The following is a 16,220-nucleotide window of genomic DNA, read 5'->3' on the forward strand; positions in this document are numbered from 1 at the left end:
TTTACTTTTATGGCTCAGAGCTTACTCTGCGTTCTCTGAGTTTGTATTGTTAGATTCAGCTTCTTCCTTCGCTTCGACAACCATATCTACCGTTTGGTTATCGATAAGACGAGCTTTGCCTAGGAACGCAGACATCAGAATGACAGCTTGTGTCGTTTCTGGTGTGATCACTTGTAATGTACGAGCATCACGAATGAAGATCTCATCAGGGTGCAGACCTGCAGCTCGAAGTTGGTCGCTTGCATCTTCGATGATCGATGCGTAGTCATCGCGGCCACCGCGAATGGCACTACTGATCCAACGCATTGTACGAGCAAGTACAGGCGCACGTTGACGCTCGTCCAGCGTAAGCAAGCCATTGCGTGAACTCATTGCTAAACCGTCCATTTCACGTACGGTTGGTACACCGATGATTTCAATGTCCATTGCTAGGTCATCAACCATCTTGCGGATAACAGCAAGTTGTTGGAAGTCCTTCTCGCCGAAGCACGCGACATCCGGTTGTACGATGTTAAACAGCTTATTCACAATCGTCGTCACGCCACGGAAATGACCTGGTCGAGACGCGCCTTCGAGAATTGTTGATAGGCCAGGGACATCGACGAAGGTTTGCTTATCCAGACCTTCAGGGTAGATAACTTCTGGTGTTGGCGTAAATACCACATCGACCCCTTCAGAGGTTAACTTGCTTAAGTCTTCCTCTAGCGTGCGTGGGTAATTATTTAAATCGTCTGCACGATCAAACTGCATCGGATTAACAAAGATGCTTACGACAACGATATCAGCGTATTCGCGTGCTTTACGCACTAAAGTTAAGTGGCCTTCGTGAAGGTTGCCCATGGTAGGGACAAACGCCAATTTACGACCTTCACGTTTAAAGGTTTTAAGGTGTTCACGAACTGCTGAGATTTCCGCAAAAGTTTGCATGCATTTATCCTCTAGGCAATGGTATGAGCGTCGTCTGGGAATACACCGTTGGCTACATCTTCAATGTATTTAGTAACGGCTTTGCGCATATCACCTGTTTCAGCAAGAAAGTTTTTGGAGAATTTCGGCATGTAGTTGGCAGAAATACCAAACATATCATGCATTACGAGAATTTGACCATCTGTTACGTTACCTGCACCAATACCGATAACAGGAACGTCAAGCACTTGCGTAATACGTTCAGCAAGCTCAGCTGGTACGCATTCTAGTAAGACGATTTGAGCGCCTGCTTCTTGCAGCGCTAATGCGTCTTTTACCATGCGGTCTGCTTTTTCTTGATCGCGACCTTGGATTTTGTAACCACCAAAAATATTAACAGCTTGAGGAGTTAAACCAAGATGAGCACAAACTGGAACTGATCGTTCAGTGAGCATTTTCACCGTGTCGACAAGCCAGTCACCACCTTCAATTTTTACCATATTGGCACCAGCACGCATCAGTTTAGCCGCATTTTCGCAAGCTTGCTCTGGGGTGGTGTAGCTCATGAATGGCATGTCTGCCATCAACAAACAATTTGGGCTACCAGCGCGTACGCAACGAGTATGGTAAGCGATATCATCGACCGTTACTGGCAGAGTATCGCTGTGACCTTGCAAAACCATACCTAGAGAATCACCAACAAGAAGTACTGGCATTTCTTGGCTTTCAAACAGTTGGGCAAAGCTCGCATCATAAGCGGTTGAAGTAGCAAATTTACGACCTTCTTGCTTCCACTTGATTAGGTCGTTGATGGTCATTTTTTTCATGGTTTTATCCTTACTAGGAGTTGGCTATGACTGCCAGATACTGAGGCCGTTTCTATCTACTTGTTCCAGTAGTTCAGAGACCTCGGTCCCATCAGGGAGTTGTAAACTTGGTGCAATTTCCGCAAGAGGGTAGAGTACGAATTCACGCTCTTTCATTCCATAATGAGGAACGATCAGCCTCTCGGAATTAATCACCTCATTGCCATAAAGCACAATGTCGAGGTCCAAGGTTCTTGGTCCCCAGCGTTCGTCTTTACGGACACGCCCTTGTTCTTGCTCTATAGCTTGTGTGCAATTGAGCAATTCAATAGGCGTCAAACTGGTGTTAATAGACACAACCGCATTGATGTAATCCGGTTGGTTTTGTGGCCCCATTGGCGTGCTGCTGTATAGCGAAGAAGCTTGAACAAACTCTGATTTAGGCAGCGTTTTTAATGCTTCAATCGCTTGCTTCGCTTGGCTGACAGGATCAGCCAAGTTACTGCCTACCGCAATGTACGCTGTAATCATGATTTGGGCTTACTCTTTTTCTTGCGATAAGTTTTACGGCGGCGCTGGCCTGTTTTCGGTGATTGACCGTCTAAGTCAGCAGCCATTGCTTGACGCATTTCTCGGCCTGCATTTTGAAAAGTTTCCCACCACTTGGCAAGCTTCTGAGTGTCACCACCTTCAATTTCACCGCGCATTTCAAGAAAATCAAAGCCAGCTCTAAATTTATTGAGCTCCATAAGACGGAATGCACGTTTACCGTTACGTCGTGGAAGACGAAGCTGTAACTGCCAAATCTCGCGAATGGTTGCGGTGTGGCGTCTTGGAATGGCAATTGTGCGAACTTGCTCGTCAAGAATGATGTTGCTCGCTTCCATAATGGCGTCGTAATGGCCTAAGTTGCGCTCTTCCATCAGTTCATCGGCTTTCGCACACAGTGGGTACCACAGCATTGCAGCAAACATAAATGCTGGATTGATGCGTTTCCCATCTTCGATGCGCATGTCGGTAGAATCTAGGACAAGATCCAACATCTGCTCAGTGTGAGAGGAGTAATCTTCTGTAAAGTGCGCTGCAATCGTCGGGAATAGTTGCTGGAATAGGTTGTACTCACGCAGTAGGTGGTAGGTTTCTAAGCCATGACCGGATTGCAATAATTTGAGTGACTCTTCAAAAAGACGCGCTGACGGAATGTCACCGAGCAACGGTGCCATGTGTTCGATTGGCGCTGCGGTGTCTTCTTCAATATCAAAGTCTAGTTTTACCGCGAAACGAACCGCACGCAGCATGCGCACAGGGTCTTCACGGTAGCGTGTTTCTGGATCACCAATCAGTCGAATTAGGCGATCTTCTAAATCTTCAATACCACGTGCGTAGTCGTGAATCGAGTAATCTGCGATGTTGTAGTACATCGAGTTAATCGTGAAATCACGGCGCTCAGCATCTTCATCGATGGTGCCGTAGACGTTGTCACGCAGCAGCATACCCTCTTTTGATTGCTGAGAAATGCTCTTATTCTTTTGCTCTTGGTGGTGACCACGGAATGTCGCAACCTCAATGATGTCTCGGCCAAACATAATATGAGCCAAGCGGAAGCGGCGACCAATCAAACGGCAGTTACGAAATAGCTGTTTGATCTGTTCCGGCGTTGCGTTGGTCGCAATGTCAAAATCTTTTGGTTTTTGTCCAAGCAGTAAGTCTCGAACCCCGCCACCCACAAGAAAAGCATCGAAACCAGCACCATTTAGGCGGTACAGTACCTTCAGCGCATTATCACTGATCTGCTTACGCGAAATGTTGTGCTCTTCACGAGTTATTACATTGAGAGCGAGCTCTGGAATTGTGGCAGGTTCGCTTGGTGTATAGTCGTTTGTATTCATGTGCATCTGGCAATAACTGGGTTTAATCCAATCTTGCTTTGGTTAGTTTTATACGCCTCTAGGGCCTAATTTGCGGCTAATGATAGCCTACACAATGCCATTTGAGAATCACGGTGTGATCTCGATCTCTGCTGGAAGCTGTTCCAACCGCCAGTTTTCGCAGCCCCAACGAAGAATATCTTCTATGTTGGCCGCCCTTACGGTTTCAGGTATCTCGAAACCTAAAAATGTCATGGCGCGCAATAGAGTAGGTTTTGGTGTATCTATATCAATAGCCGTCGCGTGATTTTGTTTCGACAATTTATTGCCGTTGTTGTCCATCGCCAATGGTAAATGCAAGTAGCTAACTTCAGGCTGACCAAGTATTTGGTACAGGCTAATTTGACGCCCTGTCGGCTCGATTAAGTCTGCACCTCGCACGACTTCTGTGACGCCTTGGTCGATGTCGTCCAATACTACCGCAAGATTATAAGCAAATAATCCATCTCGACGTTTAATAATGAAATCTTCATTAACGAGTTGCTCTGGAATAGTAATGGTTCCCCGCTTTTGGTCGAGGAAATGAGCGACAGGCTTGGTCATTTTTAGGCGAATCGCGCCGTCTTTCAAGTTTTTATCGCGGCAAGTGCCAGGATAAAAACCGCCATGCTCTTTAATTTGCTTACGAGTACATTGGCAATAATAGGCTTCCCCATTTTCGAGCCATTTGTTTATTTGAGCTTGGTAAAGGTCGTGACGTTCGCTCTGGTATACCACTTCTCCATCCCAATGCAGCTGATAGGCCTTGAGTGCCTCTAGGATAAGTTGCGCTGCACCTGGCATTTCTCTTGGTGGGTCTAAGTCCTCAATACGTACTAACCAAGCTCCGTTTTGTGCTTTCGCTTGAAAATAACTGCCAAGAGCGGCAATCAGTGAACCAAAATGCAGTGGACCAGAAGGAGATGGGGCGAATCGACCTACATAGCGTGTCATGCGTGTATCTCGAATTTAGTAAACAAATAGGGTGCGAAGATAGCCAAAACAAAAAGGGAGCCTGAGCTCCCTTCAACAATCATAATGCTGGGTGATTAACCTTGCATTTGCTTCTCTTTGATTTCTGCAAGTGTTTTACAGTCAATACAAAGGTCAGCGGTTGGACGTGCTTCAAGACGGCGAACGCCAATCTCTACGCCACAAGACTCACAGAAGCCAAAATCGTCTTCTTTGATTTTATCCAAAGTCTTTTCAATCTTCTTGATCAAACGGCGTTCGCGGTCACGGTTACGCAGTTCTAGGCTGAACTCTTCCTCTTGAGAGGCGCGGTCAACTGGATCTGGGAAGTTTGCTGCTTCGTCCTGCATGTGGTGAACAGTACGATCCACTTCAGCTCTTAGCTGGTCGCGCCAAGCTGTTAAGATTTTCGTAAAGTGTTCAACCTGCTCTGGTGACATGTACTCTTCACCAGGTTTTTCCTGATATGGCTCCACGCCGGCAATGGCTAGGATGCCTATCGTTTTCTTCTTTGATTCTGGCATACAGCATCTCCTACTTACACCTAGTCAACTGCTACGCAGTCAATTTAAGGCGGGTATCTATAGCAAAAAGAGGCGGTGCAAGCAAATACTGAATCGCAAAGTTATCGTCAATGTGAAGACGACATCATTTTTTCTCTTAATTGATAAAATCAATAGCGGAAATCAGCTTCATTCCAGTATCGCTCAGTTCAGCTTTGTAGCAGAGAACTTCCACTCCAGCGTCTTGTGCTTGTTTGAGTAATAGTGAATATTTCGCGTCTATATGGTGCGCCGCGGATACTTTTTCAATACCTGAATGTAAAACAGTGAATAAAAGTATGGCTCTACTTCCATTTTGTGCCATTTCTGTGAGCTCTCTCAGGTGTTTTTGTCCCCGAGTCGTGACCGCATCTGGGAAGTATCCTTGTCCAGTAGAGTCGGTCTCATCAAGAAGAGTGACGCTTTTCACTTCTATATAGCACTTTGGCTTGTCGTCTGCGCTGAGCAAGATATCAATTCGGCTATTTTCATTGCCGTATTTCACCTCAGTTTGAAGTGTGTCATAACCACAAAGCTCTGAAATGACATTATTTTCAATAGCCTCTACGGCTAATTGATTGGCACGCGCGGTGTTGATACAAATACGGTGGCCTTGTTCGGTCTCACTCAACTCCCAACTATTGGGGTATTTTCGTTTCGGGTTGTCGGAAGTAGAAAACCAAACCTTGTTTCCGGGCGTTGCACAACCCGTCATTGCACCTGTATTTGCGCAGTGGATTGTACGGATTTCACCAGTGTCGAGCTCGATATCGGCAAGAAAGCGTTTATAACGTTTGAGTAGAGTGGCGGACTCTAAAGCGGGTGTGAAATGCATTTGCTTATTTAGACAAAAAATTTTTTATGTACAATGTTGCCACCATTACACCATAAGGTATTTCCTTTGTCACAATTGCCGATTGAAGCCGTGATGCCTGAGTTGCTGACGGCGGTCAAAAATCAACATCAAGTGATCTTAAAAGCGGCGCCTGGTGCCGGTAAGTCGACTTACTTCCCTTTGCAGTTACTCTTAAATCATTCGGTTGCTGGAAAAATCATCATGCTTGAGCCAAGACGACTCGCGGCGCGTAACATTGCCCGTTATCTTGCTGAGCAATTGGGAGAACAAGTTGGTCAACGCGTGGGTTATCGAGTTCGTGGCGAGGCAAAGGTAAGTTCTGCAACGCAGCTGGAGATCGTGACCGAAGGGATCATGACCAGGATGATCCAAACTGACCCTGAACTGGATGGGGTTGATCTACTGATCTTTGATGAGTTTCATGAACGCAGCATTCATGCCGATACCGCTTTGGCATTCAGTTTAGAAGTTCAAGAGGCATTGCGAGACGATCTCAAGCTGGTGGTAATGTCGGCAACGCTTGACCAACAAGCATTACAATCGTTGTTGCCGGAAGCCAGTTACATTGAATCTGAAGGGCGCAGCTTTGATGTGGCAATGCGCTACCAGCCGTTAGGTGTGAACGAGCATTTACCTACGAGTATGGCAAAAACAATAGAAAGTCTTATGAACAAAGAGTCTGGATCTTTGTTAGCTTTCCTACCGGGTGTTGGTGCCATAAAACAAGTTGAAGAGCGGTTGTCTCATTTAGCGGATGATATCGACGTATGCCCACTTTATGGTCAACTGAGCTTTGCAGATCAACAAAAAGCGATTACGCCAGCAGAACAAGGTAAGCGTAAAGTCGTTCTAGCGACCAACATTGCAGAAACTTCACTAACGATTGAAGGCATTCGCCTCGTCGTTGATTCTGGGTTAGAGCGTATTGCCCGCTTTGATTTGAAAAACGGTTTAACACGCTTAGAGCAAACACGCATTGCACAGTCTTCAGCGATTCAGCGTACAGGACGAGCGGGACGAATAGAAGAGGGCATTTGTGTTCGTCTTTATTCTGAAAACCAGTTCAAGCAGCAACCGCTGGTTCCCCAACCCGAAATTTTGCATTCCGATTTAGCTAGTTTAGTTATGGAGCTTGCCTTTTGGGGAGCGAGTGATATCCACGATCTAAAGTGGCTTGATGTTCCCGCTAATGCGTCATTGGAACAAGCGAAGCAGCTATTGGTGTCATTGGGACTACTGACGGAAAAAGGGCAATTAACGTCCGAAGGAAAACAGGCGCATGAACTAGGCGTTGAGCCTCGTGCGGCTGCGATGCTAATTAAAGCGCAATCTTACAGTGATAAGATGTTAAATGCTGCTTTGGCGGCGGTCGCACTGATTGAAGAGCCAGAGAGAAATGTTACCAATATCGCTTATAGCTTGCATCGTTGGCTTGTTGGTACTCATCCAAAAAAGTCGATGTTGTTCAAGCGTGCTCAATCTCTGGCGTACAAATTGGATACGGTATTTGACCTGAAAGGCGTGGATGAAGATGCATTACCGCTGGTGTTAAGTTTGGCATTTCCAGATCGCATTGCACAGCAGCGCACAAATCAATTTGGGCGATTTACTTTGGCTAATGGTCATGGTGCAGAATGTCGTCAGGAAGACATGCTAGGTGGCTGTGAGTATTTGGTTGCCGTTGACTTAATGCGTTCTCATTCTAATTCAAGTCAAATTCATTCGGCATGTGAATTGGATGTCAATATATTGCGAACGACCTTTGATACGCTATTTTCGTCTGAAGAAGTAGTGGACTGGGATGAAAAAAGAGGCCGTCTAATAGCTGAGCGACAAACAAAACTCGGTCTGCTGGTCGTTGAACGCGAGCCGTTGCCAAGCCCGGGCAAAGAAAAAATGACACAAGCTTTACTCACGTATGTCCGCCGCCAGGGCTTACAGAGTCTAAACTGGACACCGGCAGCGGAGAGCTTGTTGGCTCGGATTCGTTGTGCGGTGGAATGGTTACCTGAGCAGTCATGGCCAGTGTTTGATGAAGCCAGTTTGCTGGATTCATTAGAGGAGTGGTTAGAACCATACATGACGTCTGTCAGCTCGGTTAAAGACCTGAGCAAGATCAACTTGGTCGAAGCGCTTAATGCTCGATTAGGTTGGCCACTCAATCAACAACTGGATGAATGGTTACCTGAGCATTACCAACTGCCCACAGGTTCAAAGAAGCGTATCCGTTACCAATATGACCATGAGCCGATATTATCGGTGCGTATGCAAGAAGTATTTGGGGAGAGTGGTTCCCCAACGGTGGCTCTTGGCCGCAAGCGTTTGGTGCTTGAACTGCTTTCACCGGCACAACGTCCATTGCAAGTAACGTCGGACTTGGCGGCTTTCTGGAACGGAAGCTACAAAGACGTTCAAAAAGAGATGAAAGGGCGCTACCCAAAACACGTTTGGCCAGATGATCCTGCCAATCATGTAGCAACAACGAAAACAAAAAGACAATTGAATAATGACTGACAGCAAGAAGCCTAGCGCGAAAAAAGCGCCAGCGAAGAAAAGTACAACCAATAAAGGAACCGCAAAACAGACTCGACGTACGCCGAGTAAAAAACCGACTAACGAGAAACGTTCGTGGTTGAAAGTTCTGTGGTCGTTTAGCTGGAAAGCTGGCGTTGCACTTGCCGCTGTTTTGCTGTTTGTTGGGATTTACTTAGATAGTGTGGTGAAAGAACGCTTTGAAGGTCAGCTGTTTGAGCTGCCTACGGTGGTTTATGCCCGTATCTTGAATCTAAGCCCTGGTGAGAATATCACCATCCAAGAACTGCGCAACGAGTTAGATGTGTTGAATTACCGTAAAGTGAGTCAACCTCGTTACCCAGGCGAATATTCCTCTTCTTCCACTCGGATTGAATTGATTCGTCGTCCATTCGAGTTTGCCGATGGTCCCGAGCCAGATCGTCACATTATGCTGCATTTCTCTGATTCCGGCTTGCAACGTATTCAGTCTTTAGAATCTCGAGGAGACCTTGGTTACTTGCGCCTAGAACCGAAGATGTTGGGCATGCTGGAAAAAGACCGTGATGAACAGCGCCTTTTCTTACGTCGTGATCAGTTCCCTGAAATTTTGGTGGATGCACTGCTTGCGACCGAAGACCGGGATTTTTATCAACATGACGGGGTGTCACCGCTCGCGATTGCACGTGCATTGGTTGCGAACATTAAGGCGGGTCGTACTGTTCAAGGTGGTAGTACGCTGACTCAGCAATTGGCAAAAAACCTGTTTTTGACTCGTGATAAAACACTGTGGCGTAAAGTTCGAGAAGCGTATATCGCGCTAATTTTGGATTACCGTTACAGCAAAGACCGTATCTTAGAAGCCTACCTAAACGAAGTGTACCTAGGTCAAAGTGGAGGTGAAGCGATCCACGGGTTTGGCTTGGCGTCGCGTTACTATTTTGGGCAGCCAATCCAAGAGTTGCGAATCGATCAACTGGCGATGTTAGTTGGGATGGTAAAAGGACCGTCTTACTACAACCCAATTCGTTACCCTGAGAGAACGAAAGAGCGTCGTGATCTCGTTCTGCGCCTGTTAATGCAGCAAAACATGTTGACTTCAGAGCAGTATGAACAAGCTGTAAGTCGTCCACTCGATACGCAAAGCAAGCCACGTATTGCGAGCCGTCAGCCAGCTTATTTCCAACAATTGAGCATTGAATTAAAAGAAAAAGTTGGGGAGCGATTTAAAGCAGAGACCGGACTGCGCGTATTTACGTCTCTGGACCCAGTATCGCAAAGCAAAATGGAACAAGCTATCGCGAAAAAGATCCCCGAACTAGCTAAACGGGGTGGTAAAGAGTTAGAAGCCGCTGCTGTGGCCGTTGATCGCCATAGTGGTGAAATCCGTGCGATGGTTGGTGGTAAACGTGTCGGTTATGAAGGCTTTAACCGCGCGCTCAATGCCAGTCGTCCAATTGGTTCTTTAGTGAAACCAGCGATTTACTTAACGGCTCTAGAACAACCGGATAAATACAACCTAGGCACGACGCTACACGACACGCCGTTAAGTCTGAAGAGCAGTAAAGGTAACGTGTGGACGCCGCGCAACTACGATAGAAAATATCGTGGTGATGTGCCACTTTACATTGCTTTAGCGAAATCACTTAACGTACCAACCGTGCGCTTAGGTATGGCACTTGGCATTCCTGAAGTCTCCAATACTTTAGAGCGTTTGGGCGTGAACAAAGACGAAATTCGCCCAGTGCCTTCGATGTTTTTGGGTTCGTTTTCTTTGACGCCATTCGAAGTCGCACAGATGTATCAGACTCTGACGAATTCAGGTAAGCGTGCAAAACTGACCGCTCTGCGCTCAGTCATGGATATGGAAGGTAATGTGCTGTATCAATCCTTGCCTCGTTCATCAAGAGCCGTGGATGAACAAGCAGCATGGCTAACGACCTACGCGATGAAACAAGGGGTTGCTCAAGGCACTGGCCGCTTCTTACAAAGCCAGTTTGGTTGGGCTGCATTGGCAGGAAAAACGGGTACCAGTAATGATAACCGCGATAGTTGGTTTGTCGGTGTTGATGGTCGTGAGGTGACGACAATTTGGCTAGGCCGCGACGATAATAAACCCGTGAATCTAACGGGGTCGAGTGGTGCATTACGAGTATACGCAGAGTACTTGAAGCAGCGTATTCCTGAGCGTTTAGAGCTCCCATGGCCAAGAGAAATCACCACATTAGGGTTCAAGCCTACATCTGATGGAGGTTTAGAAATGAACTGCCGTAGTGATTACAAACTGCCGGTTTGGGATAAAACCGGTCAGATAAAGCAACAGTGTGAGAAGAAATCAAACTGGTTAAATAGCATATTTGATTGGTAGCATCGCCAAATCAACAACATTAGCTTGTTTATCTGATTAATTCTTAGTACATATTAGGGCGTGTTAGTACAGTACTGCTAGCACGCCCTACTTGATCAGATATTCAATAAAGGAAGAAGTGAATGTTCAAAAAGCTGTTATCAAGCCCATCGGTTCGCAACTTTGCGCTTTGGGTTAGTACCTTTTTGATGATCACTCCTTCTGTTTCCCTCGCAAACTCTCTAACAAAAACGGATGACTTGGAACCTCGACCAAAGGTGGCGGTTGTGCTCGCTGGTGGCGGAGCGAAAGGGGCGGCACACATTGGAGTTTTAAAAGCATTGGAAGAAATGCAGATTCCTGTGGATATTGTGACCGGTACCAGTATGGGCGCCTATGTGGGTGGGCTTTATGCCACGGGGATGAGTGCTGATGAAATCGAGAGTTTTATCTACACCGTCGATTGGGGCAGCGGTTATCGAGATCGTGTTGACCGTAGCCAACGTAGAGTTCGTGACAAAGAGTATGAAGACCGCTATCAAATTAATACCGACCTCGGCTTAAGATTCGGTGAGGTACGAGCACCAACGGGTGTGGTGCAAGGCCAGAACATGTTGCGAGTATTGCGTGAGACTACAGGGAACTTAGGGCGATTCGATTCTTTTGATGATCTTGCCATTCCCTATCGTTCTGTTGCGACAGATATTCTTGCCCTAGAAGAAGTCGTACTGGGCAATGGTTACCTTGTTGATGCAATGATGGCTAGCATGTCTGTACCAGGAGCGCTTCCTCCTTATAAGCTCAATGGCCATATGCTTGTTGATGGCGGCGTCGTCAATAACATGCCTGTCGATGTGGCTCGCGCCATGGGGGCTGATGTCGTTATTGCCGTCGATATTAGCACCGATTACAAAACCGAAGATGAATTTACGGGGCTGTTTACTGTCGCGGACCAACTCTCTAACTATCTCGTTCGTCGTAGTACACAACAGCAAGTGGACGAGCTTGAACCTCAAGATATCTATATTCGTCCCAATGTGGGCACCATGGAAACCGTCGAGTTCGACAAAATGCCTTGGGCTTTTCAAGCTGGGTACGATATTACCAAGCAATTAAAAGACAAGCTGAAAGAGTTACGCTTGTCCAACGCGGACTATCAAAAATACATCGATCGCAAACAAGAAGTTCGTAAAACTTTGATTTATGGCGATCAGCGTGTGGTTGATGACATAGTGATTGTTAATAACACGCACTACAGCGATGTGTTGTTGACGAATCGTATTGAATTAGAAACCGGACGTCGTATTTCAACGGCCGAAATTGAGAAAGCCGTTGAAAACCTCTACGCGTTAGATCGGTTCGAGCTCATCACTTATCACTTTGAAGAGGTGGATGGTGAGACATTGTTGGTTTTTGATGTTAACGAGAAGTCGTGGGGGCCTAATTATCTCAACTTCCGATTTTTTCTTGAAGATGACTTCGATACAGATAGCCAGTACGGCATAGGAATATCGACCAACTTTACCAACTTGAACTCTCATGGCGCGGAGTTGGCGTTCAACGTAGAAATGGGCACGGATAAGCTGATTGAAGCTGAGTTGTATTCCCCTGTTTTATCTAGCCAAGAACTTTTTGTATCGGGGCGAATTTCCTATGGCAGTGAGAGCCGAAACTTACCTTTAACAGAGCCTCAAGCACCAGATTTAGAGTCAGTAAATGACTTTTTTCCGGTCACTTACGATGATTTTACAACAGAGTTAGCGATAGGTATCCAACCCACATTGTGGCAAGAACTTCGATTTGGCGCTCGCTACTCTACCGGAGATATTGAGCTTTCTACTTTGGCTTCTGCTGGTAAATTGGATTTTGAACGTCGTGGTCTGTTTGCCAATTATCGCCTAGACACACTTGATGATTTCGCATTTCCGACTCGTGGGCTTTTAGTCGATCTCGAATATTTAGTGTCTCATGATCAAAGTCCTCAGGGCGTTAGCCTTTTAGAAACTGACAAAATTATTGAAGATACCGTTTATGAAATCTCTGCACGATTTAAAGGTGCAGTGAGTCATCAGCGTCATACTTTAGTCGGACATGCTGAATATAGTTTTGTAGAGAGTAAAAACTCATCTTTACCGCTTGATCCCAGAGAGTTGGGCGGCTTCTTAAGCCTATCGGGAATCCCAAGAAATAGCCTGATCGGACAGAACTTATTTTTCAGCAGTTTGGTGTACCGATATAAGTGGTTTGATAATGATTTCGGATTGTTTGAAGCTCCAGTCTACCTGGGCGCATCGGTCGAATATGGCGGTGTTTGGTCTGATAATGATCTGAAACTAAACGAAGCGCCGCTTTACAATGCTGGTTCCATCTTCTTTGGTGTTGACTCACCAATAGGACCAATAATGTTGGCATACGGTCGTACCGAGCAAGATTTGGATGCTGTGTATTTGATCGTAGGAACATCGTTTAATTAACCGGGTATGAGAAAGCAAAAACTTGGCATATTTGGTCAAAATTAGCAGAACTTTAGTCGTAAGTTGCTATGTTGGTCAAAATGATAAGATTTTAATTTAAGGTTAAATTTGCTATTATTTTGCCCACAGTTTGGCCTCTACGGCGCTGTTTCTCAATCATAATTGAATGAAAACAAGGGCAATGGAGAGCCAAGTTTCCAAGGATGTTCACTCCTTTACTTTAACAATAGTAATAATAGAGGAGGAACCGCAATGAGAGGAAAAAGTCGTGCTTGAAGCCTACCGTAAACACGTCGAAGAGCGTGCTGCTGAAGGAGTTGTTCCTAAACCGCTAGACGCAGAACAAGTTGCTGGACTTGTAGAACTTCTGAAAAATCCCCCGCAAGGTGAAGAAGAAGTCATTCTTGACCTACTTGAAAACCGTATCCCTCCAGGTGTTGATGAAGCTGCTTATGTAAAAGCGGGTTTCCTAACAGCAGTAGCAAAAGGTGAAGTTAAATCACCATTAGTGAGTCGTGAAAAAGCGGCTGAACTGCTAGGCACTATGCAAGGTGGTTACAACATCGAACCGCTAGTTGAGCTATTGGATGATGAAGCACTGGCAGAGATCGCAGTAAAAGCGCTGTCTCATACGCTGCTGATGTTTGATGCTTTCTATGACGTAGAAGAGAAAGCGAAAGCTGGCAATGCGCATGCACAGAAAGTACTTCAATCATGGGCTGATGCTGAGTGGTTCCTTTCTAAGCCTAAGCTTGAAGAAAAAGTCACTCTAACCGTATTTAAAGTAACAGGTGAAACGAACACGGATGACCTTTCACCTGCACCTGACGCTTGGTCTCGCCCTGATATTCCAGTACACGCACTGGCGATGCTTAAAAACGAGCGTGAAGGAATAAACCCTGATCAACCGGGTACTATTGGCCCGATCAAGCAAATTGAAGAGTTAAAAGACAAAGGTCATCAATTGGTTTACGTTGGTGATGTTGTTGGTACTGGCTCTTCACGTAAATCGGCAACAAACTCAGTGCTTTGGTTTATGGGTGATGATATCCCTTACGTTCCAAACAAACGAGCTGGTGGGTATGTGCTTGGTGGCAAAATTGCCCCTATCTTCTTTAACACAATGGAAGATGCTGGCGCACTACCAATCGAAGTTGACGTAACTAAGCTCAACATGGGCGATGTTATCGATGTTTACCCATATGAAGGTAAAGTTTGCAACCACGAAACTGGTGAGGTTCTAGCTGAGTTCTCGCTAAAAACAGAAGTACTGATTGATGAAGTTCGTGCTGGTGGTCGTATCCCATTGATCATCGGTCGTGGTTTGACAGACAAAGCGCGTCAATCGCTAGGTCTTGAGCCTTCGGATGTATTCCGTAAACCTGGTGAAATCGCAGATTCTGGCAAGGGTTACACGCTTGCACAGAAAATGGTTGGTAAAGCATGTGGCGTAGAAGGCATCCGTCCTGGAACCTACTGTGAGCCGAAGATGACGACAGTAGGCTCGCAAGATACTACTGGCCCTATGACTCGTGATGAACTTAAAGACTTGGCGTGTCTCGGCTTCTCTGCTGATCTTGTCATGCAGTCTTTCTGTCACACATCGGCTTATCCAAAACCAGTAGACGTTAACACTCACCATACACTTCCGGACTTTATTATGAACCGCGGTGGTGTATCTCTTCGTCCTGGTGACGGTATTATCCACTCATGGCTGAACCGTATGCTACTACCGGATACTGTCGGTACGGGTGGTGACTCACATACTCGTTTCCCTCTGGGTATTTCATTCCCAGCTGGCTCGGGCTTGGTTGCCTTTGCAGCTGCGACAGGCGTTATGCCGCTAGACATGCCAGAGTCAATCTTGGTTCGTTTTAAAGGTGAGATGCAACCGGGTATTACACTGCGTGATCTTGTTCATGCCATCCCTTACTACGCGATTCAGCAAGGTCTACTAACGGTAGAAAAAGCGGGCAAGATCAACGAATTTTCTGGCCGTATCCTTGAGATTGAAGGCTTAGAAACGCTAACGGTTGAGCAAGCATTTGAGCTTTCTGATGCATCTGCAGAGCGTTCGGCGGCAGGTTGTACTGTGAAATTGTCTCAAGAGTCGATCGAAGAGTACTTAAACTCTAACATCGTGATGCTGAAGTGGATGATCTCTGAAGGCTACGGTGATCGCCGTACTATCGAGCGCCGTATTACTGCAATGCAAGAGTGGCTAGCAAACCCTGAGCTGATGCAAGCAGATAAAGACGCTGAATACGCACATGTGATTGAAATCGATATGGCTGAAATCAATGAGCCAGTACTATGTGCACCGAATGACCCAGATGACGCTCGTTTGTTGTCTGAAGTACAAGGCACAGCGATTGATGAAGTGTTCATCGGTTCTTGTATGACGAACATCGGTCACTTCCGCGCAGCAGGTAAATTGCTTGATAAGTTCAATGGCCAGTTAGCGACGCGCCTTTGGGTAGCGCCACCAACAAAGATGGATAAAGACCAACTGATTGAAGAAGGCTACTACGGTATCTTCGGACGTGCAGGGGTTCGTATTGAAACGCCAGGGTGTTCACTTTGTATGGGTAACCAAGCGCGTGTTGCAGATAAATCAACAGTAATGTCGACTTCAACGCGTAACTTCCCGAACCGTCTGGGTACTGGTGCGAATGTTTACCTATCGTCAGCTGAGCTAGCTGCAGTAGGTGCAATCCTAGGTAAGATTCCAACCAAAGAAGAATACCTAGAATACGCGAAGCAAATCGACGCTACGGCAACGGATACGTACCGCTACTTGAACTTCCATAAAATGGATCAATACACCAAGAAAGCGGACGAAGTGATCTTCCAAGAACCGGCATAATCAGAAATGCACAATTCAAAAGCACCTCACATG

Annotated in this window: 11 protein-coding genes; 4 read left to right on the top strand and 7 right to left on the bottom strand. The window is 46.1% G+C overall.

The genetic code is table 11. The features are described 5' to 3' along the window. Positions 1 to 21 precede the first annotated feature (21 nt). From panC to sfsA, 7 genes are all read right to left on the bottom strand, one after another. Entirely contained in the window at positions 22 to 927 is a 906-nt protein-coding gene (gene panC, locus R7Z47_RS11110; protein WP_262606818.1) for a pantoate--beta-alanine ligase, read from the bottom strand. Positions 928 to 938: 11 nt separating this feature from the next. Then, complete coding sequence (gene panB, locus R7Z47_RS11115; RefSeq protein ID WP_172563501.1) at positions 939 to 1,733, bottom strand: 3-methyl-2-oxobutanoate hydroxymethyltransferase; 795 nt, start codon at positions 1,731 to 1,733, stop codon at positions 939 to 941. A gap of 24 nt (positions 1,734 to 1,757) precedes the next feature. After that, positions 1,758 to 2,243, bottom strand: coding sequence for a 2-amino-4-hydroxy-6-hydroxymethyldihydropteridine diphosphokinase (gene folK / locus R7Z47_RS11120; protein ID WP_017635910.1), 486 nt, complete (start codon positions 2,241 to 2,243; stop codon positions 1,758 to 1,760). Next, positions 2,240 to 3,607 (bottom strand): polynucleotide adenylyltransferase PcnB, encoded by a 1,368-nt coding sequence (pcnB, locus tag R7Z47_RS11125; RefSeq protein ID WP_005386589.1) that lies wholly within the window; start codon positions 3,605 to 3,607, stop codon positions 2,240 to 2,242. Before pcnB ends, folK begins: the two co-directional genes overlap by 4 nt. A 102-nt stretch (positions 3,608 to 3,709) precedes the next feature. Beyond that, entirely contained in the window at positions 3,710 to 4,573 is an 864-nt protein-coding gene (gene gluQRS, locus R7Z47_RS11130) for a tRNA glutamyl-Q(34) synthetase GluQRS (RefSeq protein ID WP_005386586.1), read from the bottom strand. 95 nt (positions 4,574 to 4,668) lie between these two features. Next, positions 4,669 to 5,115, bottom strand: a complete 447-nt coding sequence (dksA, locus tag R7Z47_RS11135) for an RNA polymerase-binding protein DksA (protein ID WP_005386584.1) — start codon at positions 5,113 to 5,115, stop codon at positions 4,669 to 4,671. A gap of 136 nt (positions 5,116 to 5,251) precedes the next feature. Beyond that, positions 5,252 to 5,968: a DNA/RNA nuclease SfsA gene (gene sfsA, locus R7Z47_RS11140; RefSeq protein ID WP_017635909.1), complete on the bottom strand. Its 717-nt coding sequence runs from the start codon at positions 5,966 to 5,968 to the stop codon at positions 5,252 to 5,254. 66 nt (positions 5,969 to 6,034) lie between these two features. On the opposite strand from sfsA, the gene hrpB reads away from it, so the two are divergent. The 4 genes from hrpB (at position 6,035) to acnB (ending at position 16,187) form a co-directional block, all read left to right on the top strand. Next, a complete protein-coding gene (hrpB, locus tag R7Z47_RS11145) occupies positions 6,035 to 8,503 on the top strand; it encodes an ATP-dependent helicase HrpB (protein WP_262606819.1) in 2,469 nt (822 codons plus the stop codon). Continuing rightward, entirely contained in the window at positions 8,496 to 10,868 is a 2,373-nt protein-coding gene (mrcB, locus tag R7Z47_RS11150) for a penicillin-binding protein 1B (protein ID WP_005380020.1), read from the top strand. The genes hrpB and mrcB overlap by 8 nt, the downstream gene beginning before the upstream one ends. A 122-nt stretch (positions 10,869 to 10,990) precedes the next feature. Continuing rightward, positions 10,991 to 13,321: a patatin-like phospholipase family protein gene (locus R7Z47_RS11155; RefSeq protein ID WP_047102650.1), complete on the top strand. Its 2,331-nt coding sequence runs from the start codon at positions 10,991 to 10,993 to the stop codon at positions 13,319 to 13,321. Between the two features lie 268 nt (positions 13,322 to 13,589). Then, positions 13,590 to 16,187 carry a bifunctional aconitate hydratase 2/2-methylisocitrate dehydratase gene (gene acnB / locus R7Z47_RS11160; RefSeq protein WP_005380009.1) on the top strand — a complete coding sequence of 866 codons (2,598 nt, stop codon included), beginning with the start codon at positions 13,590 to 13,592 and terminating at the stop codon, positions 16,185 to 16,187. Positions 16,188 to 16,220: the final 33 nt, after the last annotated feature.

This window comes from Vibrio sp. 1641 (genome assembly GCF_033339995.1).
Classification (GTDB): Bacteria; Pseudomonadota; Gammaproteobacteria; order Enterobacterales; family Vibrionaceae; genus Vibrio; species Vibrio alginolyticus.

Excerpts from the sequence above, each read along its gene's own strand:
- panC (WP_262606818.1), bottom strand. The coding sequence starts at position 927 with ATGCAAACTTTTGCGGAAATCTCAGCAGTTCGTGAACACCTTAAAACC.
- panB (WP_172563501.1), bottom strand. The coding sequence starts at position 1,733 with ATGAAAAAAATGACCATCAACGACCTAATCAAGTGGAAGCAAGAAGGT.
- folK (WP_017635910.1), bottom strand. The coding sequence starts at position 2,243 with ATGATTACAGCGTACATTGCGGTAGGCAGTAACTTGGCTGATCCTGTC.
- pcnB (WP_005386589.1), bottom strand. The coding sequence starts at position 3,607 with ATGCACATGAATACAAACGACTATACACCAAGCGAACCTGCCACAATT.
- gluQRS (WP_005386586.1), bottom strand. The coding sequence starts at position 4,573 with ATGACACGCTATGTAGGTCGATTCGCCCCATCTCCTTCTGGTCCACTG.
- dksA (WP_005386584.1), bottom strand. The coding sequence starts at position 5,115 with ATGCCAGAATCAAAGAAGAAAACGATAGGCATCCTAGCCATTGCCGGC.
- sfsA (WP_017635909.1), bottom strand. The coding sequence starts at position 5,968 with ATGCATTTCACACCCGCTTTAGAGTCCGCCACTCTACTCAAACGTTAT.
- mrcB (WP_005380020.1), top strand. The coding sequence starts at position 8,496 with ATGACTGACAGCAAGAAGCCTAGCGCGAAAAAAGCGCCAGCGAAGAAA.
- R7Z47_RS11155 (WP_047102650.1), top strand. The coding sequence starts at position 10,991 with ATGTTCAAAAAGCTGTTATCAAGCCCATCGGTTCGCAACTTTGCGCTT.